Genomic DNA, 23730 nt, shown 5'->3' with positions numbered 1-23730 from the left:
CTTTTCGGTGGTCGCCGTGCAGTTTCGTTCCGGGCTCATGGTGAGGCGCGGAGCCCGAAGGGCGGAGCCTCGAACCACGAGGGTCGACCTAAGGCTGCAAAGAGGTTTACCGCGTAGGAACCGGCGTTTCGCCGCGGTAGTCATAGAAACCGCGGCCGGATTTGCGGCCGAGCCAGCCAGCTTCGACATATTTTACTAAGAGCGGGCAGGGGCGATACTTGGAGTCGGCGAGCCCGTCATGCAGCACCTGCATGATCGAAAGGCAGGTGTCTAGGCCGATGAAATCGGCAAGCTGCAGCGGGCCCATCGGATGGTTGGCGCCGAGCCGCATGGCGGTATCGATGGCATCCACGGTGCCGACGCCTTCATAGAGCGTGTAGATCGCCTCGTTGATCATCGGCAGCAGGATGCGGTTGACGATGAAAGCGGGGAAATCCTCGGCGACGGTGATCGTCTTCTCGAGCGAAGCAACATAGTCCTTGGCGGCGGAGAAGGTCGATTCGTCGGTGGCGATGCCGCGCACCAGTTCCACCAGCTTCATGACCGGAACCGGATTCATGAAGTGGATGCCCATGAAGCGTTCGGGACGGTCGGTGGCAGAGGCAAGCCGGGTGATCGACAGCGACGAGGTATTGGTAGCGAGCAGCGCTTCGGGCTTCAGGACGGGGCAGACCTGCGCGTAGATCTTGCGCTTGACGCTTTCGTCTTCCGTTGCGGCTTCGATGGCGAGATCGACCTGGGCGAGATCGTTGAGATCGGCGGAGCCGGTGATGCGCGAGAGGGCTGCCTTGCGCTCCTCGTCGGTCGTTTTGCCGGAAGCGACCTGCCGGGCGAGGTTGCCGTTGATGGTGGCAAGCCCGCTTTCGATGCGGTCCTGCGAGAGATCGTAGATATGGACCTTGTAGCCGGCCATCGCGGATACATGGGCGATGCCGCAGCCCATCTGGCCCGCGCCGATAATACCGATCGTTTTCAGCGAACTCATTGCCAACTCCCCGGCGCGCTCCTGGCGATGCGCTATGCTTTTAACCTAAATTTGCCGGGCCATTTCTAGCCCGGCAAAGATTGATAGACCTATAAGAGACGATTTTCCAGTCTCTCGCAACTGCGAGAAGGCGGTGGGCGCGATCAAAGCGCCTTTTCCAGTTCCGGCAGTGCCTCGAAGAGGTCGGCGACGAGGCCGTAGTCGGCGATCTGGAAGATCGGCGCTTCCTCGTCCTTGTTGATGGCGACGATGACCTTGCTGTCCTTCATGCCGGCCAGATGCTGGATGGCGCCGGAAATGCCGCAGGCGATATAAAGCTGCGGGGCGACCACCTTGCCCGTCTGGCCCACCTGCCAGTCGTTCGGCGCATAGCCGGCATCGACGGCGGCCCGCGATGCGCCGACGGCGGCACCGAGCTTGTCGGCAACCGGCAGGATGACTTCGCGGAACTTCTCCGCCGAGCCGAGCGCGCGGCCACCCGAGATGATGATCTTGGCCGACGTCAGCTCCGGACGATCCGACGTCGACAGCGCATCGCCGACAAAGGTGGAGAGGCCGGGATCGGCAGGGGCCGAGACCGTCTCGATCGCAGCCGAGCCGCCTTCGGCAGCAGATGCGAAGGAAGCCGTGCGCACGGTGATGACCTTCTTGGCGTCGGTCGACTGCACCGTCTGGATGGCATTGCCGGCATAGATCGGCCGCTTGAAGGTATCGGCGGAAACGACTTCGATGATTTCCGAGACCTGGGCGACATCGAGCAGGGCGGCAACGCGCGGCAGCACGTTCTTGCCGACCGAGGTCGCAGCGCCGATGATCACGTCATAGGAACCGGAAAGCGAAACGATCAGCGCCGCCAGCGGTTCGGCGAGATTGTTGGCAAGGCTTGCATCCTCGGCAACCAGCACCTTGGAGACGCCGGCAAGCTTGGCGGCCTTATCGGCCGCAGCCCTGGCGCTGGCACCGGCGACCAGCACATGCACATCGCCGCCAATCTTTGCGGCAGCCGTCAGCGCCTTGGCGGTCTGGTCGGAGAGGTGGGCATTGTCGTGATCAGCCAGAAGAAGAATGGCCATATGTCTAACTCCTCGTTCGGACTGTGGGTTAAAGCACGCCGGCTTCGACTTTAAGCTTCTCGACCAGCTCGGCAACCGAGCCGACCTTGACGCCGGCCTTGCGGCCGCCGGGCTCTTCCGTCTTCAGGACCTTCAGCCGCGGCTCGGTCGAGACGCCGAAGTCTGCCGGGCTCTTCTTGTCGAGCGGCTTCTTCTTGGCCTTCATGATGTTCGGAAGCGAGGCATAGCGCGGCTCGTTCAGGCGCAGGTCGGTCGTGACGACGGCCGGGAGCTTGACTTCGATGGTCTGCAGACCGCCATCGACTTCGCGGGTCACCTTGGCGCTTCCCTCACCGATCTCGATCTTGGAGGCGAAGGTTGCCTGGGCGGTGCCGAGGAGCGCCGCCAGCATCTGGCCGGTCTGGTTCGAATCGTCGTCGATCGCCTGCTTGCCGACGATGATGAGGCCCGGCTGTTCGGCGTCTGCGACACCCTTGAGGATCTTGGCGACGGCGAGCGGCTCGACGGCATCGTCGGTCTCGACCAGGATGGCGCGATCCGCGCCCATGGCAAGCGCGGTGCGCAGCGTCTCCTCGGCCTTGGCCGGACCGATCGAAACGACCACCACTTCCTCGGCCTTGCCGGCTTCCTTCAGACGCAGCGCCTCTTCGACCGAGATCTCGTCGAACGGGTTCATCGACATCTTCACGTTCGAAAGCTCAACGCCAGAACCATCCGGCTTCACGCGGATCTTTACGTTGTAGTCAACGACCCGCTTAACGGGAACCAGTATCTTCATGGAATCCTTCCTTCAACATGACCGCCCGAGAACATGCGCTGCTTAGCGCCATTCCATTTGTCGAATGGCGACATGGATACGCGTTTTTTCCCCAATTACAACGCTTCCAGGCCGCTGAAACGCGAATTGCTTGAAAGGCATAAATAACGTTTACGTCAACGTCAATACATATGCCCCAGCGACTGGCGCCTGTCGCTACCGATTCTTGCCGGGAACCCAGAGCACGTCGGCGCGGCCCTTATCATTGGCGTGACGGGCGGCGACGAAAAGGAAATCGGAAAGCCGATTGATGTATTTCAGTGCCGCCGGGCTGACGCGTTCGCCTTGCTCACGCGACAGCGCCACCATCAGGCGTTCGGCACGCCTGGCAATGGTGCGGGCGAGATGCAGATGCGCGGAGGCGGGACTGCCGGCCGGCAGAACGAAGGATTTCAAAGGCTCGAGATCGGCATTGAGCAGGTCGATATCATGTTCCAGGCGTTCGACCTGATGGTCGGTGATGCGCAGGGGTTCATAGGGTAGAGGTTCATCGGTTTCCGGCGTCGAAAGGTCGGCGCCCAGATCGAAGAGATCGTTCTGAATGCGCACCAGCACCGCGTCGACTTCGGGCATGTCTGACATGTGCAGCCGGGCGACGCCGATGGCGGAATTGGCTTCGTCGACGGTCCCGTAGCTTTCGACGCGCAGATCGTGCTTCAGCCGTCTCGGGCCGGCGGCAAGGCCCGTCGTGCCGTCATCGCCGGTTCTGGTGTAGATCTTGTTGAGCCTGACCATCGTGTTCCTGTCGTTAGAGCCTTTCGCTTTTCTTCGGATCGCGAAGTGCTCCAACCCTTCGTTTTACGCAATTCCGGACGGAAACCGCTACGTACTTTTCCTGAAATTGCTTTCGAGCAAAAGTGTTAGCGGTTTTCGGGCGACATCATGCTCTACTTCTTTGATTCTAGAACGGATTCAGATTTTAGGTCGATTCGATCTAAAATCATCCGGCTCTAGGCCGGGCGGCCGCCGCCCGTCAGCCAGAGCGTCAGCATGATCAGGATCACTGCGACTGCCTGCAGCAGCACGCGCAGCTGCATCAGCCGGTTCGAAAGGTTCGGATTGTCGCCTTTCATCATGTTCAGCAGGCCGCGAACAAGAACGATCGCGACAAGTCCCATGACAATGATGGCGGCAGTGTAGGTAAACGTAGACATGGCTCCTCCATCCTTGTCTTCACGGCAGCTCGGTCTTCAATACAAGCTCGGCCCGCCATTTCTTGAGTTTCATGCAATTCCGCGCGGAAAATAGCGTCCTATCTTTCTCGGGATTGCTTCAGTCCAGCCGGCGCATCAGACGATAGAAAAGGTTGGCCGGCAACAGCCTTTTCAGAAGGACGCCCTGTTTGGCGGGCGTCGTTACCAGATAATGTGGACGCGGGTTTCTAACGTTCAAAGCCGATTTTAACACATCATAGACCGCTTCCGGACCCAATTTATGTTTACTGATCGGGCCCGAGCCGTCCAGACGCCTCAGCTGCCTGCGGTATTCCACCGCATGGGGCGAGCCTTCGAGGTCGATGTGCTCGTTGATCTTGGTGAGCGCATTGGCGGTAAACTTCGTCGCAATCGGCCCGGGTTCGATGAGGCTCACATGGATGCCGCTATCCTGCAGCTCCATTCTGAGCGTGATCGTGAGCCCTTCCAGCGCGAATTTCGAGGCGGTATAGGCACCGCGGAAACGATAGGGAACGAGTCCCAGAATGGACGAGCAATTGACGATGCGGCCATGGCCCTGTTTGCGCATCAGCGGCAGGATCTGGCGCGTCAGCTCGTGCCAGCCGAAGAAATTCGTCTCGAACTGCTCGCGCAGCACATCCGTCGTCAGGTCCTCGACGGCGCCCGGCTGCCCGTAGGCGCCATTGTTGAAAAGGGCGTCGATGTGGTCGCCCGTACGTTCGCGTAGCGTCGCCACGGTGGCGGAAATGGTCTCGGGCTTTGTATAATCGAGGAGCAGCGCTTCGATCCCGTCGGCTTCGAGCGGGGCGAGATCGTCTTCCTTGCGCACGGTTGCAAAGACGCGCCATCCATCGGCTTTCAGCGCCCGTGCGCAATAAGCGCCGATGCCGGAGGAGCAACCAGTGACGAGGATCGTGCGTTGTTCCGTCATGGGAAGATGATTCCTGTACAAACCGGGACTCGTTTCCCATATTCAGGACCCCGATACAATCGACAACGGCGGTACCAGCCGAATGAATGCCGACGCCAAGCGGAGATGGAATGCCGACAGCCCTGCGGACGACTTACAAGGTGATCTACGACGCAGTGTTCCATTTCGTCGAGGACGACGGATTTGCCATGGCAAGTCATGTGGCGCTTTCGACGCTATTGGCGGTTTTCCCCTTCCTGATCTTCGGCACGGCGCTGGCAAGCTTTCTCGGCGCCAGCCAGTTTTCGTCGACGGCCGTGCATCTGATCTTCGACACCTGGCCGGAGGCGATCGCCAAGCCGGTCGCCGATCAGGTCGTGCAGGTGCTGACCATCCCGCGAGGCGGGCTTTTGACGGTCTCCGTGCTTGCAGCCGCCTATTTCGCCTCGAACGGCGTCGAGGCACTGCGCATATCGCTGAACCGCGCCTACCGCGTGCTCGAGACCCGGCCCTGGTATTTCAACCGCCTCGCCAGCCTTGGCTACGTGCTGATTGCCGTACTCATCTTTGCCATTCTCAGCATTCTGCTCGTCGCCGTACCCCTCGCCCTCAATTACACCCGGCAATGGCTGCCCAAGCTTGCCGACATCCTCGACATCGTCTTCAGCTGGCGGATCTACGGTACGATCTTCCTGTTGCTGGCGGGCCTGCTGATCCTGCATCTGTGGCTGGCGGCCGGACGCAGGCGGCTGCTGGACGTCATCCCCGGCGTCATACTGACATTGCTCTTCTGGTCGATCGGCGCGGTGCTCTTTGCCTATTATCTCTCGACCTTCGCCAATTACACCGCCACCTATGCCGGCCTCGCCTCGGTGATGATCGTGCTGATTTTTCTCTACATGCTCGCGGTGATCTTCATCATGGGGGCGGAGATCAATGCGGCGCTGATGAAATTTCGCGTGCGCCGTCTGCTGTTCGGCAAGGTGGCGAGCCGTGCGGCCGCCGAGGTAGCTTCGGAAAAGATACCCTCAGAACCAGGAGCCAAATCAGAGGCCGATGCGTCGGCGAAGCTCAACCGATGATAGGCCCTGTCGGCGCCATTCGGCAATGCCGGTGTCGCGCATGCTCTTGGAGAGCTTTTTGCCATCCTCTCCGAGGACGAGACGGTGGTGATGATAGAGCGGCTCCGGCAGGCCGAACAGCGTCTGCAGCAAGCGATGGATCGACGTGGCGTGGAAGAGGTCCAGCCCGCGCACGACATGGGTGATACCCTGAACGGCATCGTCGACGACAACAGAAAGATGGTAGCTCGAGGGCGCATCCGAGCGCGACAGTACGACATCACCCCAGGCGGCCGGGTTGGCAAGGATGGTGCCATCGCCGCTTTCTTGCCAGTGCAATGGTTCGTCCACTGTCGCTAGCGCCTTTTCCATATCGAGACGCCAGGCATGTTTCATGCCCGATGCCAGCAGGCGCTGCCGCTCGGCATCGCTGCGCTCGCGATCGTCGGGTGGATAGAGCGGCGTGCCGTCGGGGTCGCGTGGCCAGGATTTGCCATCCGCCTCGAAAGCGGCGACGCGCGATTTGACCTCGCCGCGGGTCAGGAAGGCGGGATAAACGAGGCCACGTGCGATAAGGGTCTGCAACGCCGCCTGATAGGCCGCAAAATGCTCGGATTGCCGGCGCACCGGCTGCTGCCAGCTGAGGCCGAGCCAGGAGAGATCGGTATAGATGCCCTTTTCGAAATCGGGTGTGCAGCGCGCCTGATCTATGTCTTCGATGCGCAGCAGGAAATCGCCGCCGGCTTCTGCAGCCATGTCGTGGTTGAGGATCGCCGAGAGCGCATGGCCGAGATGCAGCGGGCCGTTCGGGCTCGGGGCAAAACGGAACTTCGGCTTTTGACGGGGAATCTCGATCATGCTTTCTTCTGCCACGAATTCGAACCGGGGACTACGAGACGTCATGCAGATCATTCGCGACGAGCGCGATATCGAACGAGGGCTTGCTGCCCTGCTGGAACTCGATCCGCGCCTGCGGCCGGTTGCCGCAGAGGCGGGTAGCTTGCCGCTGCGCCTGCGCGAGCCGGGCTTCGAAGGGCTTGCCCATATCATCGTATCGCAGGTCGTCTCGCGCGCCAGTGCTGACGCGATCTGGGGGAAGATGATTGCCGGGATGGGGCAGGTGACCGCTGAAGGCTATGTGGGGCTGGAGCCGGAGGCCTGGCGAAACTTCGGCCTGTCGCGAATCAAGCACGAGACGCTGCATCGCGTGGCCGAGGCCGTTGCAGGCGGCAGCCTCGATCTTCACGCGCTCAGCGCCGAATTACCTGAAAAGGCGCTGGCCGAACTGACGTCCATCAAGGGAATCGGCCCCTGGACCGCCGAAGTCTACCTGATGTTCTGCGGCGGTCACGCAGATGTGTTTCCGGCGGGCGACGTGGCGCTGCAGGCGGCCGTCGGCATGGCGTTCGGTCATGACGTCAGGCCCTTGGCCAAGGCCGTTGCCCTGGAGGCCGCGGTTTGGGCGCCCTGGCGCTCGGTCGCGGCCCGGCTCTTCTGGGCTTATTATGCCGTGAAAACGCGCCGGGACGCGCTGCCTATAGTATAATCGGCGCCCTCCCTGAAATCGCCTTTATGCGCTGAATTTATTGGACTTCACAATCCTGTAACAACCGGCCTAATATACAAGATGTAGATGCCGAATCGATCAGGAGGGTTCCTTGACGATTGCAGTCTCCCCGCAGTCCCTGCCGGCGCTCGTGCTGAACGCTGACTATAGACCGCTGAGTTACTATCCCTTGTCGCTCTGGTCCTGGCAGGACGCGATCAAGGCGGTTTTCCTTGACCGTGTGAACATCATCGCGGAATACGATCAATGTGTGTCCTCGCCGAGCTTCTCGATGCGGCTGCCAAGCGTCGTATGCCTGAAGACTTATGTGCAGCCGTCCCGCAATCCCGCCTTCACCCGCTTCAACGTCTTCCTGCGCGACAAGTTCGAATGCCAGTATTGCGGCTCCCATGACGACCTGACCTTCGACCACGTCATCCCGCGCGCCCACGGCGGCGAGACGACCTGGGAGAACGTCGTGGCCGCCTGTTCGCCCTGCAACCTGCGCAAGGGCAGCAAGCTGCCGAAGCAGGCCGGCATGTTCCCGGCGCAGAAGCCATACCAGCCGACCGTGCAGGACCTGCACAATAACGGCCGCCTGTTCCCGCCGAACTACCTGCACGACAGCTGGCTCGACTATCTCTACTGGGATTCGGAACTGCAGCCGTAAGATTTCCTTCTCCCCTTGGGGAGAAGGTGGCCCGAAGGGTCGGATGAGGGGGCGGCGGCTCGCAAATTTGCCTTTCGCTCGCCGCTCAAGGCCCTCGTCGCTTCGCTTCTCGTCCCCCTCATCCGGCCGCTCGCAGTTTCGCTTTGCTCACCTGCTCGCGCTCACCTTCTCTCCGCGGGAGAGAAGGGTTTAAGCAGCGTTCTTCGCACCCACAAAAGCAATAGCAGCCAGGATCACGCTGGCGATCACATTCCAGCCAGCCATCGACAGGCCGAGGATGCGCAGCGCCGCTTCCGTGCAGGACGGCCCCTTGATGGTGTTCAGCTGGCCGAGCAGGTCGCCGGCATTCTGCGTGACGCTGCTTGCCGTCGTCGAGCAGGTGGTCGGGCCTTCCCAGAAGTGCCATTCGACGCCGGCGTGATAGACGCCGATGCCGCCGCCGACCACCATCATCAGGCCGGCGATGATGAGCAGCCCGCGGGTGATCCAGGAGGGCAGGCCGGCGATTGCCGTCAGCACGGCGATGATGGCGACGGGGATACCGTAATAATAGGGCTGGCGCTGGTCCAGGCAGAGCGCGCAAGGGATATAGCCGCCGATATACTGAAAGCCGAGCGCCGAGCCGATGACCACGATCATGCCGATCGTCAGCAGGACGCCATAGCCGAGGCCGGCGCGGGAGGAAGGCGAAGTCGTGGACATGCGTTGGGGGCTCCTTGGTCAGCTCGCCAGGGCAAAATGGAAGACGGCGTATAGGGCGATGAGAACGGCGGCGGCGGCCATGGCGATCTGGCCCAGGCGCTTTTCGATGAAATGGCGGATGGATTCGCCATAGCGGCGAAGCAGGAAGGCCAAGAGGAAAAAGCGGGCGCCGCGGGCGACGATGGCCGAGACAATGAAGAGGCCGAGATTGATATGAGTGACGCCGGAGAGGATCGTCACCACCTTGATCGGCGGCAGATGCGCCAGGCCCGATGTGACCAGCAGCAGGAGCACCCATTCATAGGTGATGCCGGCACTCATCTGGTTGAAGGCGTCGAGCTTGCCGTAGAATTCGAGGATCGGCTTGGCGATGGTCTCGAAGGCGTAGTAGCCGAGCGCCCAGCCGGCAATGCCGCCCAGCACGGAGGCAACCGTCGCCGTCAGCGCATAACGCCAGGCGCGCTCGGGCTTGGCGAGCGACATCGGCAGGAACAGCACGTCCGCGGGAACGAGGAAGATGGAGCTCTCGACGAAGGCAATAACGGCCAACCAGATTTCCGCCGATTTGCGGCCGGCAAGCGACATGGTCCAGTCGTACAGTCTACGAAGCATAGGGCCCCCTTTTTGCTGCGTTGCAAACCTTTAGGGGGCAGGATTATGGCTGTAAATGGTCGGGGACTGATGGAAGTGGCGGAAAGGCAAAATTTTTCGTGATGATGAAGCGTCGATGATGGGACCTCGCCCGGTGATCAGGCGCTAAGGCTTTAGCTGGTACAGGTCATCACGCCGTCTCTAACAATGTCCGCCCATTTAGTTCCAAGTGTTTCCTTCGCAGAAAGCGCATTTTGAGCCCCAGGCTCACCGTTCTTAAACATATGCACCGCCAGCTTCTGATTATGACGGCCGGCGACGAACATAGGTCCAGGCTGATAAACAGTGTTGGCTTGGTAAAAACCGGTATTGCCTGAGAAAGTCGCAGTGCCGGTCGTTGAGTAAGATCCCGGCATCTGAATCAAATGGGTCGTGTCCTGTCCTTGCTGGCCGACTATCATATAGCGATCATAGCCTGCCTTGATTGTTTCGATCGCCGCTTGTTTTTCGGCGACCTTCATTGCGCCTTCATCTCCGCAAACCGGCGCGGCGCTCGTGCTTATGATTGCCTCGTTTTGCGAAATTCGCATTGCACTGGAACGTGCGCAGCCCACAGCGAGCAGGCAGAGGCCTACCGCGACAACAATTTTAAACATGTCCAATGCCCCTCAAACTCTTTCGCGGTAGAGTTGATTGTGGTGCGCCTTAAGTCAACCAACATTTTCGGTGCTTGCGCTCGGCGCTAAAAATTGCTCTCAGCGCATGACAAAGGCGCGGTGAAGGAGCCTGAAAGTGCGTTGTTGAGCACCAGGCAGGAAAGATGATCGGCAACGGGTAGTCGCTAAGCGAGCCAGTTAGAGAGCCGGCCCGTCATTTGTCGGGCTGGGCCGTCACTTCTGTGGCCGTCACGAAAGCCTGTCCATCGCCCACATTGGACGTGTACGTTTTACCACCTCGGAATCGTAGTGCTTCTCACTGGCACCTGTATTGAGGTGGCCAAGAATTGCCGCCGTGTCGGTCAGGTGGACGCCGGCTAGGTCACATCCATCGGCCATGTTGTGGCGCGAGGAGTGCACGACATAGAGGGGATTTTCGATGATAGAAGGTACCGTTTCCAAGGGTCAACCTAGGATAAATGGTCACGTCCTCCAAGTCTGGCATTGTAGCAGTCTGCTGAGTAGATGGAAGCTCAAGTCATTGGAAAAGTTCTTGACATATTTGAGGATTTTTGGTGCCCCATGCCGGAGTCGAACCAGCACTTCTTTCGAAACTCGATTTTGAGTCGAGCGCGTCTACCAATTCCGCCAATGGGGCAACGGGGTACTGACGAGGCGGCTGTCTAGCATGTGATCGGCTCGGCGCGCAAGCCGGGTCGGCAGATATTGCGAGTGTTTCCGCAGGGTTGCGGTTTGGCCCATGGTGTCGGGTGGACGCCATGGGCTTTTTGCCGTTTGAGGCTCAGTGAGCCATGGCCGGGCCTTTGCTGGTGGAGCCGGACTTTTGCAGGGTGATCGCCAGGATGGCGGCGAGCAGGCAGAAGGCGCCGGCGACGAAGAAGGCGGGGAGGTAGGTGTTCAGCTCCGTGCGCGTGAGGCCGGCGCCATAGGCGGCGGTGGCGGCGCCCAGCTGGTGGCCGGCGAAGACCCAGCCGAAGACGAGGCCAGCCTTTTCGCGGCCGAAGCGGTCGGCGGCGATCTTGACCGTCGGCGGCACGGTGGCGATCCAGTCGAGGCCGTAGAAGACGGCGAAGATCGACAGGCCGTAGAAGGTGAAATCGCTGAAGGGCAGATAGACCAGCGACAGGCCGCGCAGGCCGTAATACCAGAAGAGCAGCCAGCGATTGTCGAAGCGGTCGGAAAGCCAGCCGGAGCCGATCGTGCCGAAGAAATCGAAAATACCCATGACGGCGAGCACGCTGGCGGCGGCGACAGGCACGATGCCGAAATCGCCGCAGAGCGTGACGAAATGCGTCTGGATCAAGCCGTTGGTCGACAGGCCGCAGATGAAGAAGGTGGCAAAGAGGATCCAGAAGGTCGAAGTGGTGGAGACCTCCCGCAGGATCGCGATCGGCGAGGCGAGTGCTGCCTTCAGGTTCCTGGTGGCGGCCGGTGGCGGCGTGATGTGGACCTCGCCGACCAGCGGCAGATTGACGTCCGAGGGGCGGTCGCGCATCAGAAGCAGCACGATGAAGGCCGCGACGACGATCATGCCGCAGACGAAAAGCACCGTGGTGCGCCAGCCGTAGCGCGTCGTCAGCTCCGCCATCAGCGGCAGGAAGACCAGCTGTCCCGTGGCTGAGCTTGCCGACAGCATGCCGATGACGAGGCCGCGATGCTTGGTGAACCAGCGCGTCGAGACGGTCGCCGCCAGCACCATGGCGGTAAGGCCCGTGCCGAAGCCGATGATGATGCCCCAGCATAAAAGCAGCTGCCAGACCTGCGTCATGAAGAGCGAGCCGACAAAGCCGACGCCGATGGTCGCCAGGGCGAAGACGATGACCTTGCGAACGCCGAAATGGTTCATGAAGGCGGCTGCGAAGGGACCCATGAGGCCGAACAGCAACAGCCGCACGGCAAGGGCGGAGGAGATGGAGGAGGTGCTCCAGCCGAATTCATCCTCCAGCGGCTTGATGAGCACGCCGGGGGCGCCCATGGCGCCGGCCGTGACCAGCATGGTGAGAAAGGTGGCGGCGACGACGACCCATCCATAATGGATGTTGCGCCGGGCAAGCGTCGAGGCAAGGGCAGTGGAAACCATGAGCTGCGTTCCAATCAGGTTGGTATCGTGTCGTCGGGGCCGGACTTGCGAAAACGCCGGATCGTGGACAGTCGGGGGGGTACCGTACCACGTCTAGCGCTCTGCCGTTCTCCCGGCTTGAACGTTTGTGCAAAGGCATTTACATGATTGCTGTCATATTTGTTGCGTATTGATGATGGCCATCATATAAATTGTCAATACAGTTTTCTTGATGTTCTGATGGAGTTTTTTGATGAGAGTGAGCCGGGAGAAATTCGCCGAGAATCGCGAGAAGATCCTTGCCGTGGCAGGCGAGCTCTTTCGCGAGAAGGGTTTCGACGGCATCGGCGTCGCCGAGATTATGAAGGCGGCGGGGCTGACGCATGGCGGCTTCTACGGACATTTCGATTCGAAGGACGAGCTTGCCTGCGAAGCGAGCAAGGCGCTGGTGGCCCGTTCGCTGGAGCGCTGGAAGGAAGTGGCGGCAAGCTCGCCCGACCAGCCGCTGGAAGCGCTGCTTGCCCACTATCTCTCGCATCGCAACGTTGTGGAGCATGCGACCGGCTGTGTCTTTGCGGCGCTGACACAGGAGGTCAGCCGCCACGGCCCCAAGATGCAGTCCACTTTCACCGGCGGTCTCATGGGGCTGGTCGAGGTGCTTGAGGAGATTGTGCCCGGCGAAACGCCGGAGGAACGCCGGCGCAAGGCTTTTGCCAGCCTTTCCGCCATGGTCGGCGCCGTCATCCTGGCGCGCGCGATGGACAATCCCGAATTGTCGCAGGAATTCCTGTCGGCGACCCGGCAGGAGCTTTCGCCGCGGGGTAACGAAAACAGCTGATCTAGTCGCGGAAGGCGAGCAGCCCGTTCGCCTCGACGACCTCCCTGAATTTGCCGTCGGGCGCGACCGCCAGCAGCTCGGCGCGGAGTGCCGCTTCGAAATCGGCCGCCTTGTCGCCCAGCGCCTGCGGCGAGGTCGATGACATCGAGAAGATGCGGCCGACGATCTCTTCGATATCTCTGGTGTACTCCGAGACGATGCCGATCCGTTCGAGATTGTGGAAGGGCGAGGCGAGCAGCATGGCTTCATGCGGCGCCCATTCCTTGCTCCGGCGCATCTGCCGCTCCGCGCTGCGCTCGGGCGAATAGGTTTCCATCAGCGGCTCGAGGATGCCGCGCCAATCCGGCTCCGCCAAAATGCCTTTATCGTGAAAGAGGGCGACGGCGCCGCCCGGCTCGATCAGCCTGTCCAGTGCTTGAAGCGTTGCCGGTCTGTCCATCCAGTGGAAAGAGCGGCCCATGACGCAGAGGTGCAGGTTCCCGATATCGGGGCCGAGATCATAGGAGGAACCCTGCCGGATGCTGATGTCGACGCCGGCTGTCTTCGCGCCGAGCGCGGCTTCTGCAAGCATTTCCGGTTCCGGATCCATGGCGGTGACGGCGGCGCCCTGCAGCCGCGCGAAGGCAATGCCGAGCTGGCCGGGGCCGCAGCCGAGATCCAGCACATGATCGCCGGGCTTCAGCCCACTGCGCTCGGCGACGCGGGTGATCAGCCTGTCGGGATAGGGGATGCGATAGCGCAGGTAATAGGCCGCGGTCGATTGAAAGCGCCGCGCTTCGAAGGGAACTGTGATCATCGGATATCATCCTCGGGGGAAAGGAACCTCGATCTGTTAAGCCCCAACTATGACCTGCTCGTGAAGTCACTTTTGCGCGATTTGCCGCGTGGCCAATCGGCTTCAGAGGGTGCCGTCAGGCGGATGAGGGGCTTGCCGAGAGCAGGAAAGTCCATGAATTCAGGTCGGCCAGCCCCGTCCCCCTCATCCGACCCTTCGGGCCACCTTCTCCCCGCTGGGGAGAAGGAGTTGCTCGGCAACCACTTCATTTCATATGCGGATTGCTTTGCCGGAAGAGGAGTGAGGGGCTAGGCAAGTAGCCGCAATATCACCAACCTGACCATCCGTAGATCTTCGATCACTTGAACCCGGCAACCCCATGCGGAACATAGGGGCTTTCCAACGCCTCGATTTCCTCTGGCGTCAATTTAACTTCCAGGGAAGCGACTGCATCCGTGATGTGGCCGGGCTTGGAGGCGCCGATGATCGGGGCGGTGACGGCGCTCTTCTGCAGGATCCAGGCGGTTGCGACCTGCGCGCGCGGGATGCCGCGCGCCTTGGCGACTGCGCCGACGGCATCGACGATCTTGCGGTCGGCTTCGAGCGCCTGGGTATAGAGTGTCTTGCCGAATTCGTCGGATTGCGTACGGGCCGTCGTTTCGTCCCAGTCGCGGGTGAGCCGGCCGCGGGCGAGCGGGCTCCAGGGGATGACGGCGATCTTCTGGTCCTCGCAGAAGGGCAGCATTTCGCGCTCCTCTTCGCGATAGAGCAGGTTCAGGTGATCCTGCATGCTGACGAACTCGGTCCAGCCATGAAGGCGGGAGGTGTAGATCGCCTTGGCGAACTGCCAGGCGTACATGGAGGAGGCGCCGATATAGCGGGCCTTGCCGGCCTTGACGACGTCGTGCAGCGCTTCCAGCGTTTCCTCGATCGGGGTCGTGTAGTCCCAGCGGTGGATCTGGTAGAGATCGACATAATCGGTGCCGAGGCGGCGAAGGCTGTTGTCGATCTCGTCGAAGATCGCCTTGCGGGAGAGGCCGGCGCCGTTCGGGCCGGGGCGCATGCGATTGAAGACCTTGGTGGCGAGCACGATATCGTCGCGCTTGGCGAAATCCTTGATGGCGCGGCCGACGATCTCTTCCGACGAGCCGTTGGAATAGGTGTTGGCCGTATCGAGGAAATTGATGCCGGCCTCGATCGCCTGGCGGAGCAGCGGGCGGCTGTCCTCCTCCTTCAGCGACCAGGCATGCGTGCCCTTGTTGGGGTCGCCATAGGTCATGCAACCCAGGCAGATGCGTGAGACTTCCAGACCGGTCCGGCCAAGCTTTACGTATTCCATCGATATTCTCCGTCCATTCGATTACCCGGCGCAAAGAGGCCCGCCGCCTGGAGAGCGGCGGAATGCGTGCGTCACCAAAATAATCCGGCGGTCAGGCTTACCGCCGATCGGTGCGTCAGTTCGTGAAGAGCTTCGAAGTATTCTTCAATAAATAAGGCAAATCATTTGGCAGGGAAGACGGCAAACTCAAATGTTTCCTTGAACCCTGCGGGCGACAGGTGTTAGCTGCGCCGCACAATTTTTGGAATTCCGCATGAAATTGCCCCCGTGTGATACTTACGAAGCCCTCTATCGCGACTTTCGTTGGGAGATTCCGGCGAAATTCAATATAGGACATGCTGTTTGCGATGCCTGGGCCGAGCGCGAACCCAACCGGATCTGCCTTCAGCATTTCAATCCGGACGGCAATCACTTTTCCATGACCTATGGCGAGTTGCGGGATCGCTCCGCCTCCTTTGCCAATGCGCTTGCCTCGCTGGGCGTGCGGGCGGGAGATCGGGTCGCGCTGCTGCTGCCGCAGGGTTTCGAAACGGTCGTGGCGCATGTGGCGATCTACAAGATGGGGGCGATCGCCCTGCCGCTGGCCCTGCTGTTCGGCGCAGAGGCGTTGGAATACCGGCTGAAGGCAGCCGGTGCGGCGGCGATCGTCACGAACCGTTTCGGTCTTGAACGGCTGCGTCCGATTCGAGACCGCCTGCCTGAACTCGCACAAGTGATCAGTATCGATGGCGCCGAGGATGGCGTTGCCGGTTTTGCCGAGCTTATCGCGGCGCACCCGCCCTGGTTCGAGATCGCCGACACCGGCCCGGACGATCCGGCAATGATGATCTTCACCTCGGGCACGACCGGCCCGCCCAAAGGGGCGCTCCACGGCCATCGCGTTCTGCCGGGGCATATTCCGGGCATGCAGTTCGCCCATGAGGGCTTTCCCAAGTCCGAAGACCGGCTTTGGACGCCCTCGGATTGGGCCTGGGCCGGCGGCCTTCTGAATGCGCTCTTGCCGAGCCTGATGCTGGGCGTTCCCGTGGTTTCCTCCCCCGCGCAGAAGTTCGACCCCCATATGGCCTTCCGCATCATGGCCGAGATGGAGGTGCGCAATGCCTTCATCCCGCCGACGGCGCTGCGGCTTTTGAAGGCCGTCGACAATCCGCGTGTCCGGTACGATCTCAAGCTGCGCACCATCGGTTCGGCCGGCGAAGCGCTCGGCCGCGAAACCTTCGAATGGGCGCGGTCTACGCTCGGTGTCAGCGTCAATGAGTTCTTCGGCCAGACTGAATGCAATTTCGTGCTCTCTTCCAGCGAGGCCTTCGGCGTCAGCCGTGCCGGCGCGACCGGCAAACCGGTGCCCGGCCATCGCGTGGCGATCGTCGATGCCGAGGGTATCGAGGTTCCCGTGGGCGAGAGCGGGCAGATCGCCATAAGGCGGCCCGATCCGGTGATGTTTCTCGGCTACTGGCAGAATGAGGCGGCGACGGAGGCGAAATTCGCCCATGACTGGTTGCTGACGGGCGATATCGGCCGGCAGGACGCGGATGGCTATATTTCCTTCGTGGGGCGCGACGACGATGTCATTACCTCGTCCGGCTATCGTATCGGGCCGAGCGAGATCGAGGATTGCCTCGGCGGCCATCCCGCCGTGCAGCTTGCCGCGGCGGTGGGAAAGCCGGATGCGGTCAGAACGGAAATCGTCAAGGCCTATGTGGTCCTCGTGCCCGGCCGCGAGCCGAGCGCAGAATTGGCCGCCGATATTCGGGAATGGGTGAAGACCCGGCTTTCCATGCACGAATATCCGCGCGAAATCGAATTCGTCGATGCTTTGCCGCTGACGACCTCGGGCAAGGTGATCCGCCGCCTTCTGCGCGAGAAGGCAATTGCCGAAGTCAGCGTTTCGTAAGCGACAGGATCTTTTCGCGCAGCAGCTTCGCCATGTTGCGCGTGCTGCGATACATATGCAGCTGCGTGGTCACCTGGCGCACGTCGCGGTCGCCGTTCGGCGTCAGGCCGACGATCAGCGTGCCCATGTCCTCGCGTTCATGCCAGAAGCGGCTCATGATCGGATGATCCGGCACGGCGCAGGAATCGGAGCGGACGACGTTGGCATCGTCCAGATGCCATTCCGTCAGTTCCCCCATCAGCAGCTTGCCCGGCGAAAAACGGGCATAGGTTTCGTCATAGGCGGTCTTCCAGGTATAGGCCTCGCCGCCCATAATGAGCACGATCATCGAGGCGATGGCCCTGCCGTCGAGATCGATGGTGTGGATGCGCACCGCGTCGATTGCCGCAAGGTTGGAAATCGCTTCGCGGGCAAAGGCGGCATGATGGCGATCGGTGACGAGCGCCGAGCGCTTCCTGCCCTTCCAGCCGCTTGCCTCCAGCGCCAAAAATTCTTCCATGCGTCCATGAATATCGCGGGGTTGGCGGGCGACGCTGTAGCTGATCTCGCCATGGCTTTCCAAAAGTCGCCATTGGCGGCGCATTTCTCGCAGATGCGCGTTGGAAATCGTCCGCCTGAGATAGGTGAGCGCGTCGTCGTTGCTCTGGAGCATCGGACGCTGGAACGGATTGGCAATGGCGATCGGCAGGTTTCGGCCGATGGCAATGACCTTGGCCATCTGGACGAAGCGACCGTTGAGCCGGACATCCGGCAATACGAGCGTAGTGGGCAGATGCAGTTCCGATCGGGAGAGTGCCTCGAAGAGGTTGTCGAGCGTTTCGCCGGCATCCTCGGAATCGAGCAAAGGCGTGCCGAGCGGGCCGAAGGAATTCGACCAGACGCGGATGATCGACGGGCCGATCGCAAAACCCGGCTTGTCGACTGTGAAGGGCATCAGAAGACGGATGCGGCTGCGCGTGCTGCTGTTGTCACGCATCAGTGCCAGACGCACCTGCCGGTCCTCGAGACGCGGCATGGCGGGTGCCAGGAAGCGGCCCGAGAAGAAGACGTTCGGTTCCATAGCGCGGTTGGAGAGGAAGTCGAGCTCATCCTGCAGCTCATAGCCGAGCTTGCCGGGATAGAGGCAGAGTTCGCGCCCGGCGCGGCCGACCTCGACCCGCGCTTCGGCTTTTGGCGTTTCGAAGTGCAGCGCCGCGAGCGTATGAGTGAGGGCGTTCACTTGGCTATCGGTGGTTTCAATATGAGGAGGACGTGCCATGATCAGAAAGTCCTCGCTGCTGATGGCACCGCCGGACGCCGCGTAAGGGCAAACAGGCTGATGCCGAGTGCACGGCGGACGACGACGTGCAGGAGCAGGGCTTCGATTGCCATGGCGGTGGCGCCGGCAATTGCCGCACCTTCGATGCCGAAGTTGGGTATGAGCACGACGTTAAGCCCGACATTGGCAACAAGCGCCACAGCATAGAGATAGACGCAGAGCATCTGCTTGTCCGCCATGGTCAGGAGCACTTCGGCAGGGCCGACCAGCGCTCTTGCGAGGATGCCGGCAAGCAGGATCGCCATTACGATCTGTCCCTCCGCGAAGGCGGCGCCGAACAGCGAGAGCAGAAGCTGCCCCGCCGCCAGTACCACGAGGCCGATGGCGAGCGCCGGAAAGAAGGACCAGCGTGTCGCCTCCGTCGCAAAGGCTGCGAGCTTGCTCCGATCGCCTTCGGCAAGGATCGCGGCAAAGCGCGGTCCGATGGCCGCCCTGACGGCGAAGGAGACGAAGAGCACCAGGGCCATCGTTTTTGCCGCTGCGAAATAGACGGCGACTTCATCCGGATCGAGGAAAATGCCGACGACGATGACGTCCGAGTTGGTGAGCAGGTATCCCACGCCTTCGACCAGGAAGATCGGCAGGGCGACGGCGGTCCAGGCATTGAATTCCACGGCCTTCGGACCTCTCGGATACTGGCGGCGCAGACGGAGCGTCACTGCGAGATATTGCAGCAGGACGCTGGTGAAGGCACCGGCGAGCGCCGCGGCCATGGCGGTAACGGCATCGCGGGGCGCACCGGCGAGGATCGCAGCCACCATGAAGAGCAGGATCAGCGTCGGGCGGATGAGGAAGGTTGGGCTGAGCGCCATGATCGGCCAGTGCTTGGCGCGGGCCGTACCATCCAGCACATCTCCGAGCGCGATCATCGGCACGGCAATCAGACCGAGGAAAACCGGCATCACGTAGTAGTGCTCGACCATGCCGCGAAAGGCAAAAAGCAAGAGTGCCCCGATCAGCGCCAGCGTCCCCGAGACGGCGACCACGAACCGGCGTGCCGTGGTGTTCAGACCGCGAATGGCATTGTAATTGCCGCTGGCGTCGTACTGCGGCAGGAAGCGGATGATGGCCGTCGGGAAGCCCAGGCAGGCGAGATTGCCGAACAGGATCATCAGAACCCAAACGAAGACGAAAATACCGTATTCGAAGCGGCCCATGAGGCGTGCTAGGATGATCTGCGAGAGAAAGGCGAGGGCGGCGCCCGCGACGCGGATGGCGAAGGCTGTGAGCGCCATCCGTTGCGAGGCGGCTTTCTCGTCCTGACCGGCAAGCAGGATGCTGATCCTGCGCAGACACGGCGATAGGGCGGCCCGCAAAGCGGACGGCAACATTCTTTCCGCTGTTTGAAAGACCGCCATGATAGATACGCAATACTTTAAGTATGATCCCAAACTCGCGATAGTCTTGGCAGAGGAGAGTTAAGAATCAGTTCTTGCATCCTATAAAATGGCTTTCCCGAAATGGCGGGTTGCTTATCGATCGATCCTGAAAGCAATCATGAGGCGCAATCTCCCTTGGGACAGCGTCATGCCGCTGCCTCAGGAAACGGGTGGCCGCGGTTCGGCCGGCATGCAGAATCCAGGGTCTATCGGAGGAGGATTTCATGCTCACACTTTACGATTATTTGCCGTCGCAGAATGGCTGGAAAGCGAGAGTTCTGTTCGGATTGCTCGATATTCCCTACCAGACCCGCCTGGTATCCATCTTCGAAGGTGAGGGGCGCACAGACGCCTTCTTCGAGCTCAATCCGGCAGGCGGCATTCCCGTGCTCGAACTGGAGGATGGGCGAACGATTGCGGAATCGAACGCTATTCTCACCTATATTGCCGATGGCACACGGTTTCTGCCGGCGGAGCGCTATCGGCGCGCCAAGATCATGCAATGGCTGTTCTTCGAGCAATATCATGTCGAACCGGTCATCGGTACGCTGCGCTTCTGGACGCTGGCGGGGCGGCTGGACTCCAATGCCGTCATAGCAGAAGCCAAACGCTCGGCCGGCCTTCGAGCGCTTGCAGCGCTCGAGCGCGGGCTGAAGAACACGACGTTTCTCGTTGGCGACGAGTTTTCGATCGCGGATATTGCGGTTTACGCCTACGCCCACAAGGCGGCGGATTGCGGCTTCGATCTTGCCGATTATCCAGCACTTACGGCTTGGTTCGATCGTGTGCTTGATGTCATCGGATCAGGCTACCCGATCCATCTCTATAGCGAGGATCCGCATTCCGCTGTCTGAGCTCGTTTGGCTCTTCGTTGGGGGACGACTCCACTCATCCGGCAGCAATTACATATGAAATGAGGGCGTCGCCGCGTCCTTCTTCTCCCGAGCGGAGAAGGAATTCGTGGCGCCCTGATTTATCAGATGATAACCCGTTTCAGATCCTGCCCAGCAAAAATGCCGCCCGAAGGCGGCATTTTTGCTCATTGCTATCGGTTTGCGGGCCTCAGACCACTTCGCTGCTTTCGAAGGCGCCGTGGCAGTGCTTGTACTTCTTGCCGGACCCGCAGGGGCAGGCCTCGTTGCGGCCAACCCGGCCCCAGGTGGCGGGGTTGCGTGGATCGCGATTTTCCGGAGATACGAAGCTTTCGCTTGCAAGCGTGAACGGGGAAAATTCGTCCTCACCCGTCGTCGCATCGATGTGGCGGGCCTGCATCGGCGGCGTTTCCGGCTCGGCCGGCTGCTGTACGAGTTCGACGCGCGAAAGCTGGGCTGTGACCGCCTGGCGAAGGTTGTTCAACAGCGCCTGGAACAGCTCGAAGGCTTCCGCCTTGTATTCCTGCAGCGGATCGCGCTGGGCGTAGCCGCGGAAGCCGATGACAGAGCGCAGATGATCGAGGTTGACGATGTGCTCGCGCCAGAGATTGTCCAGCGTCTGCAGCACGATGGAGCGTTCGACATAGGTCATGATCTCGGGTCCGAAGCGCTCGGCCTTTTCGGCCGCTGCCTTTTCGACCGCTTCCGTCAGGCGCGCGCGGATGTCATCTTCGGCGATGCCCTCTTCCTTGACCCAGTCATGAATGGGCAGATCGAGATCGAAGAAGTTGGCGACAGCCGTCTTCAGTCCGTCGGCATCCCACTGTTCGGCATAGGCGCGCTCCGGAATATGTCTAGCAACGAGGTCCTCGATGACGTCATGGCGCATGTCGCCGACGAATTCGGAGAGATCCTTCGATTCCATCAATTCGACGCGCTGGTCGAAGATGACCTTGCGCTGATCGTTCAGAACGTCGTCATATTTCAGAACGTTCTTGCGGATGTCGAAGTTGCGAGCCTCGACCTTCTTCTGGGCGCGTTCCACCGCCTTGTTGATCCAGGGATGGACGATCGCCTCGCCTTCTTTAAGGCCGAGCTTCTGCAGCATGCCGTCCATGCGGTCGGAGCCGAAGATGCGCATCAGGTCGTCCTGAAGAGACAGGTAGAATTTCGAGCGGCCCGGATCGCCCTGGCGGCCGGAACGGCCACGTAGCTGATTGTCGATACGGCGGCTTTCGTGGCGCTCGGAGGCGATGACGTAGAGGCCGCCGGCGGCGATCGATTTCTGCTTGAGTTCCTTGATCTCTTCGGCAATGCGGGCAATGGCCTCGTCGCGTTCCGGACCCGGCTCCATTTCGTGCAGTTCGCGTTCGACCCGCATTTCCAGATTGCCGCCGAGCTGGATGTCGGTGCCGCGGCCGGCCATGTTGGTGGCGATCGTCACCGCACCGGGAACGCCGGCCTGGGCGACGATGTAGGCTTCCTGCTCGTGGTAACGGGCGTTCAGAACCTGGAAATTGGAGAAGCCGCGCTTGCGCATGAGGTCGGCGAGAAGTTCGGACTTTTCGATCGACGTCGTGCCGACCAGCACTGGCTGGCCGCGCTTGTGAGCATCCAGGATCTCGTTGATGATGGCGTTGTACTTCTCGGCATGCGTGCGATAGACCTCGTCGTCCTCGTCGATACGCTGGACCGGCAGGTTGGTCGGCACCTCGATCACGTCGAGGCCGTAGATGTTGCCGAATTCCTCTGCTTCCGTCGAAGCCGTACCGGTCATGCCGGCGAGCTTGTCGTACATGCGGAAATAGTTCTGGAAGGTGATCTGCGCCAGCGTCTGGTTTTCCGGCTGGATCTGCACATGTTCCTTGGCTTCCAGCGCCTGGTGCTGACCGTCCGAATAGCGGCGGCCCGGCATCATGCGGCCGGTGAATTCGTCGATGATGACGACTTCGCCGTTGCGGACGATATAGTCCTTGTCGCGCTGGAAGAGCTTGTGCGCCTTGAGCGCGTTGTTGATGTGGTGGACGATCGCGACATTCTCGACGTCGTAAAGCGATTCACCCTTCAACAGGCCAGCTTCGCGCAGCATGTTTTCCAGCTTCTCGGTGCCTTCTTCGGAGAAGTTGGCCGAGCGCTGCTTTTCATCGATTTCGTAGTCCTCCTTCGCCAGACGGGGAATGAAGGTATCGATGGTGGTATAGAGATCGGAGCGGTCGTCGAGCGGACCGGAGATGATGAGCGGCGTGCGGGCTTCGTCGACGAGGATCGAATCCACTTCGTCGACGATCGCGAAGCTGTGGCCGCGCTGAACCATCTGGGCGCGCTCATACTTCATGTTGTCGCGCAGATAATCGAAACCGAGCTCGTTATTGGTGGCGTAGGTGATGTCGCAGGCATAGGCGTCATGGCGCTGTTCATCCGACAGGCCGTGGACGATGACGCCGGTCGTCAGGCCGAGGAAGCTGTAGAGGCGGCCCATGGTGCCGCTGTCGCGCTGCGCCAGGTAATCATTGACGGTAACGACATGCACGCCCTTGCCGGCCAGCGCGTTGAGATAGACCGGCAGGGTAGCAACCAGGGTTTTACCTTCACCGGTCTTCATTTCGGCGATGGCATTGGAATGAAGGATCATGCCGCCGATCAGCTGCACGTCGAAAGGTCGCATGCCGAGAACGCGGCGCGAGGCTTCGCGCGCCACTGCAAAGGCCGGCACGAGGATATCGTCCAGCGTCTTGCCTTCCGCGAGCTGCTGGCGGAACTCAACCGTCTTGGCGGCCAGAGCTTCATCGGACAGCGCCCGTATCTCCGGCTCGAGCGCATTGATTGCGGCTACTTGCGGCTGGAACGATTTAACCCGGCGGTCGTTGGACGAGCCGAACAACTTGCGGGCAATTCCACCTAGGCTGACCATGTGACTGGTCCTTTCTGAGATTTCATCCTGCCGTTTCCTGCTTTATCCCTTCCCGAAAAAAACGGGAGTATAGCACAAAACGGCCGGAAACTGTTCTGGACGCGAGGTTGCGTGACAGATAAGAGGGGGGTCGATTGA

22 protein-coding genes and 1 tRNA gene are annotated in these 23730 nt (G+C 60.9%); 6 read left to right on the top strand and 17 right to left on the bottom strand.

Features of this window, described 5'->3' with window-relative positions; translation table 11 throughout:
* Nucleotides 1-106: 106 nt before the first annotated feature.
* The 6 genes from C7U61_RS16510 to C7U61_RS16485 all read right to left on the bottom strand — a co-directional run bounded on the left by C7U61_RS16510 (nucleotide 107) and on the right by C7U61_RS16485 (nucleotide 4981).
* On the bottom strand, nucleotides 107-985 hold the full coding sequence (locus tag C7U61_RS16510; RefSeq protein ID WP_106999181.1) for a 3-hydroxybutyryl-CoA dehydrogenase: 879 nt from the start codon (nucleotides 983-985) through the stop codon (nucleotides 107-109).
* Nucleotides 986-1128: 143 nt separating this feature from the next.
* Nucleotides 1129-2058: an electron transfer flavoprotein subunit alpha/FixB family protein gene (locus tag C7U61_RS16505; protein ID WP_106999180.1), complete on the bottom strand. Its 930-nt coding sequence runs from the start codon at nucleotides 2056-2058 to the stop codon at nucleotides 1129-1131.
* Between the two features lie 28 nt (nucleotides 2059-2086).
* On the bottom strand, nucleotides 2087-2836 hold the full coding sequence (locus C7U61_RS16500; RefSeq protein WP_106999179.1) for an electron transfer flavoprotein subunit beta/FixA family protein: 750 nt from the start codon (nucleotides 2834-2836) through the stop codon (nucleotides 2087-2089).
* A gap of 195 nt (nucleotides 2837-3031) precedes the next feature.
* The gene (locus tag C7U61_RS16495) at nucleotides 3032-3610 is read right to left on the bottom strand and encodes a cob(I)yrinic acid a,c-diamide adenosyltransferase (RefSeq protein WP_106999178.1); all 579 of its coding nucleotides are present in this window, start codon (nucleotides 3608-3610) and stop codon (nucleotides 3032-3034) included.
* A 215-nt stretch (nucleotides 3611-3825) separates the two neighbouring features.
* Nucleotides 3826-4029, bottom strand: a complete 204-nt coding sequence (locus C7U61_RS16490; RefSeq protein WP_106999177.1) for a twin transmembrane helix small protein — start codon at nucleotides 4027-4029, stop codon at nucleotides 3826-3828.
* A gap of 118 nt (nucleotides 4030-4147) precedes the next feature.
* Entirely contained in the window at nucleotides 4148-4981 is an 834-nt protein-coding gene (locus C7U61_RS16485; RefSeq protein WP_106999176.1) for an SDR family oxidoreductase, read from the bottom strand.
* A gap of 110 nt (nucleotides 4982-5091) precedes the next feature.
* On the opposite strand from C7U61_RS16485, the gene C7U61_RS16480 reads away from it, so the two are divergent.
* Entirely contained in the window at nucleotides 5092-6042 is a 951-nt protein-coding gene (locus C7U61_RS16480) for a YihY/virulence factor BrkB family protein (RefSeq protein WP_106999175.1), read from the top strand.
* On the opposite strand, the gene gluQRS is transcribed toward C7U61_RS16480, so the two are convergent.
* Nucleotides 6007-6879, bottom strand: coding sequence for a tRNA glutamyl-Q(34) synthetase GluQRS (gluQRS, locus tag C7U61_RS16475; protein ID WP_106999174.1), 873 nt, complete (start codon nucleotides 6877-6879; stop codon nucleotides 6007-6009). The two genes, C7U61_RS16480 and gluQRS, sit on opposite strands and share 36 nt — an antisense overlap.
* On the opposite strand from gluQRS, the gene C7U61_RS16470 reads away from it, so the two are divergent.
* Nucleotides 6878-7567 carry a DNA-3-methyladenine glycosylase gene (locus tag C7U61_RS16470; protein WP_181315865.1) on the top strand — a complete coding sequence of 230 codons (690 nt, stop codon included), beginning with the start codon at nucleotides 6878-6880 and terminating at the stop codon, nucleotides 7565-7567. The genes gluQRS and C7U61_RS16470 overlap by 2 nt on opposite strands.
* A gap of 112 nt (nucleotides 7568-7679) precedes the next feature.
* Nucleotides 7680-8237: an HNH endonuclease gene (locus C7U61_RS16465; RefSeq protein ID WP_015341304.1), complete on the top strand. Its 558-nt coding sequence runs from the start codon at nucleotides 7680-7682 to the stop codon at nucleotides 8235-8237.
* Nucleotides 8238-8426: 189 nt separating this feature from the next.
* Here C7U61_RS16465 and C7U61_RS16460 read toward each other — a convergent pair whose 3' ends face one another.
* The 5 genes from C7U61_RS16460 to C7U61_RS16440 all read right to left on the bottom strand — a co-directional run bounded on the left by C7U61_RS16460 (nucleotide 8427) and on the right by C7U61_RS16440 (nucleotide 12287).
* Entirely contained in the window at nucleotides 8427-8939 is a 513-nt protein-coding gene (locus tag C7U61_RS16460; protein WP_106999172.1) for a disulfide bond formation protein B, read from the bottom strand.
* An 18-nt stretch (nucleotides 8940-8957) separates the two neighbouring features.
* The gene (locus C7U61_RS16455) at nucleotides 8958-9551 is read right to left on the bottom strand and encodes a YqaA family protein (RefSeq protein ID WP_106999171.1); all 594 of its coding nucleotides are present in this window, start codon (nucleotides 9549-9551) and stop codon (nucleotides 8958-8960) included.
* Nucleotides 9552-9703: 152 nt separating this feature from the next.
* A complete protein-coding gene (locus C7U61_RS16450; RefSeq protein WP_106999170.1) occupies nucleotides 9704-10186 on the bottom strand; it encodes a hypothetical protein in 483 nt (160 codons plus the stop codon).
* Between the two features lie 573 nt (nucleotides 10187-10759).
* Nucleotides 10760-10844, bottom strand: a tRNA-Leu gene (locus tag C7U61_RS16445).
* 144 nt (nucleotides 10845-10988) lie between these two features.
* Nucleotides 10989-12287 (bottom strand): MFS transporter, encoded by a 1299-nt coding sequence (locus C7U61_RS16440; protein WP_106999169.1) that lies wholly within the window; start codon nucleotides 12285-12287, stop codon nucleotides 10989-10991.
* A gap of 232 nt (nucleotides 12288-12519) precedes the next feature.
* On the opposite strand from C7U61_RS16440, the gene C7U61_RS16435 reads away from it, so the two are divergent.
* Entirely contained in the window at nucleotides 12520-13104 is a 585-nt protein-coding gene (locus tag C7U61_RS16435; RefSeq protein ID WP_106999168.1) for a TetR/AcrR family transcriptional regulator, read from the top strand.
* Nucleotide 13105: 1 nt separating this feature from the next.
* On the opposite strand, the gene C7U61_RS16430 is transcribed toward C7U61_RS16435, so the two are convergent.
* Nucleotides 13106-13900, bottom strand: coding sequence for a class I SAM-dependent methyltransferase (locus C7U61_RS16430; protein WP_106999167.1), 795 nt, complete (start codon nucleotides 13898-13900; stop codon nucleotides 13106-13108).
* Nucleotides 13901-14237: 337 nt separating this feature from the next.
* Entirely contained in the window at nucleotides 14238-15218 is a 981-nt protein-coding gene (locus C7U61_RS16425) for an aldo/keto reductase (protein WP_106999166.1), read from the bottom strand.
* A gap of 253 nt (nucleotides 15219-15471) precedes the next feature.
* On the opposite strand from C7U61_RS16425, the gene C7U61_RS16420 reads away from it, so the two are divergent.
* A complete protein-coding gene (locus tag C7U61_RS16420; protein ID WP_106999165.1) occupies nucleotides 15472-17112 on the top strand; it encodes an AMP-binding protein in 1641 nt (546 codons plus the stop codon).
* Here the strand turns inward: C7U61_RS16420 and C7U61_RS16415 are convergent.
* Both C7U61_RS16415 and C7U61_RS16410 read right to left on the bottom strand, forming a co-directional pair.
* The gene (locus tag C7U61_RS16415) at nucleotides 17099-18370 is read right to left on the bottom strand and encodes a GNAT family N-acetyltransferase (RefSeq protein WP_106999164.1); all 1272 of its coding nucleotides are present in this window, start codon (nucleotides 18368-18370) and stop codon (nucleotides 17099-17101) included. The two genes, C7U61_RS16420 and C7U61_RS16415, sit on opposite strands and share 14 nt — an antisense overlap.
* 2 nt (nucleotides 18371-18372) lie before the next feature.
* On the bottom strand, nucleotides 18373-19788 hold the full coding sequence (locus C7U61_RS16410) for a lipopolysaccharide biosynthesis protein (protein WP_106999163.1): 1416 nt from the start codon (nucleotides 19786-19788) through the stop codon (nucleotides 18373-18375).
* Nucleotides 19789-20033: 245 nt separating this feature from the next.
* Here C7U61_RS16410 and C7U61_RS16405 point away from each other — a divergent pair, with 245 nt between their 5' ends.
* Nucleotides 20034-20663: a glutathione S-transferase family protein gene (locus tag C7U61_RS16405; protein ID WP_106999162.1), complete on the top strand. Its 630-nt coding sequence runs from the start codon at nucleotides 20034-20036 to the stop codon at nucleotides 20661-20663.
* A gap of 208 nt (nucleotides 20664-20871) precedes the next feature.
* Here C7U61_RS16405 and secA read toward each other — a convergent pair whose 3' ends face one another.
* The gene (gene secA, locus C7U61_RS16400; RefSeq protein ID WP_106999161.1) at nucleotides 20872-23592 is read right to left on the bottom strand and encodes a preprotein translocase subunit SecA; all 2721 of its coding nucleotides are present in this window, start codon (nucleotides 23590-23592) and stop codon (nucleotides 20872-20874) included.
* Between the last annotated feature and the right edge of the window lie 138 nt (nucleotides 23593-23730).

Origin of the sequence: Rhizobium sp. JAB6 (assembly GCF_003024605.1) — a bacterium.
Lineage (GTDB): Bacteria > Pseudomonadota > Alphaproteobacteria > Rhizobiales > Rhizobiaceae > Rhizobium.
Note: the sequence above shows the minus strand (reverse complement) of the source record. Positions and strands in the feature narration are given on the sequence as shown.

Coding starts and splice junctions, on each gene's coding strand:
- C7U61_RS16510 (WP_106999181.1), bottom strand. CDS start 985: ATGAGTTCGCTGAAAACGATCGGTATTATCGGCGCGGGCCAGATGGGC.
- C7U61_RS16485 (WP_106999176.1), bottom strand. CDS start 4,981: ATGACGGAACAACGCACGATCCTCGTCACTGGTTGCTCCTCCGGCATC.
- C7U61_RS16440 (WP_106999169.1), bottom strand. CDS start 12,287: ATGGTTTCCACTGCCCTTGCCTCGACGCTTGCCCGGCGCAACATCCAT.
- C7U61_RS16480 (WP_106999175.1), top strand. CDS start 5,092: ATGCCGACAGCCCTGCGGACGACTTACAAGGTGATCTACGACGCAGTG.
- C7U61_RS16420 (WP_106999165.1), top strand. CDS start 15,472: ATGAAATTGCCCCCGTGTGATACTTACGAAGCCCTCTATCGCGACTTT.
- C7U61_RS16405 (WP_106999162.1), top strand. CDS start 20,034: ATGCTCACACTTTACGATTATTTGCCGTCGCAGAATGGCTGGAAAGCG.
- gluQRS (WP_106999174.1), bottom strand. CDS start 6,879: ATGATCGAGATTCCCCGTCAAAAGCCGAAGTTCCGTTTTGCCCCGAGC.
- C7U61_RS16435 (WP_106999168.1), top strand. CDS start 12,520: ATGAGAGTGAGCCGGGAGAAATTCGCCGAGAATCGCGAGAAGATCCTT.
- C7U61_RS16425 (WP_106999166.1), bottom strand. CDS start 15,218: ATGGAATACGTAAAGCTTGGCCGGACCGGTCTGGAAGTCTCACGCATC.
- C7U61_RS16415 (WP_106999164.1), bottom strand. CDS start 18,370: ATGGCACGTCCTCCTCATATTGAAACCACCGATAGCCAAGTGAACGCC.
- C7U61_RS16490 (WP_106999177.1), bottom strand. CDS start 4,029: ATGTCTACGTTTACCTACACTGCCGCCATCATTGTCATGGGACTTGTC.
- C7U61_RS16470 (WP_181315865.1), top strand. CDS start 6,878: ATGCTTTCTTCTGCCACGAATTCGAACCGGGGACTACGAGACGTCATG.
- C7U61_RS16500 (WP_106999179.1), bottom strand. CDS start 2,836: ATGAAGATACTGGTTCCCGTTAAGCGGGTCGTTGACTACAACGTAAAG.
- C7U61_RS16495 (WP_106999178.1), bottom strand. CDS start 3,610: ATGGTCAGGCTCAACAAGATCTACACCAGAACCGGCGATGACGGCACG.
- C7U61_RS16450 (WP_106999170.1), bottom strand. CDS start 10,186: ATGTTTAAAATTGTTGTCGCGGTAGGCCTCTGCCTGCTCGCTGTGGGC.
- C7U61_RS16410 (WP_106999163.1), bottom strand. CDS start 19,788: ATGGCGGTCTTTCAAACAGCGGAAAGAATGTTGCCGTCCGCTTTGCGG.
- C7U61_RS16455 (WP_106999171.1), bottom strand. CDS start 9,551: ATGCTTCGTAGACTGTACGACTGGACCATGTCGCTTGCCGGCCGCAAA.
- C7U61_RS16460 (WP_106999172.1), bottom strand. CDS start 8,939: ATGTCCACGACTTCGCCTTCCTCCCGCGCCGGCCTCGGCTATGGCGTC.
- C7U61_RS16430 (WP_106999167.1), bottom strand. CDS start 13,900: ATGATCACAGTTCCCTTCGAAGCGCGGCGCTTTCAATCGACCGCGGCC.
- C7U61_RS16505 (WP_106999180.1), bottom strand. CDS start 2,058: ATGGCCATTCTTCTTCTGGCTGATCACGACAATGCCCACCTCTCCGAC.
- secA (WP_106999161.1), bottom strand. CDS start 23,592: ATGGTCAGCCTAGGTGGAATTGCCCGCAAGTTGTTCGGCTCGTCCAAC.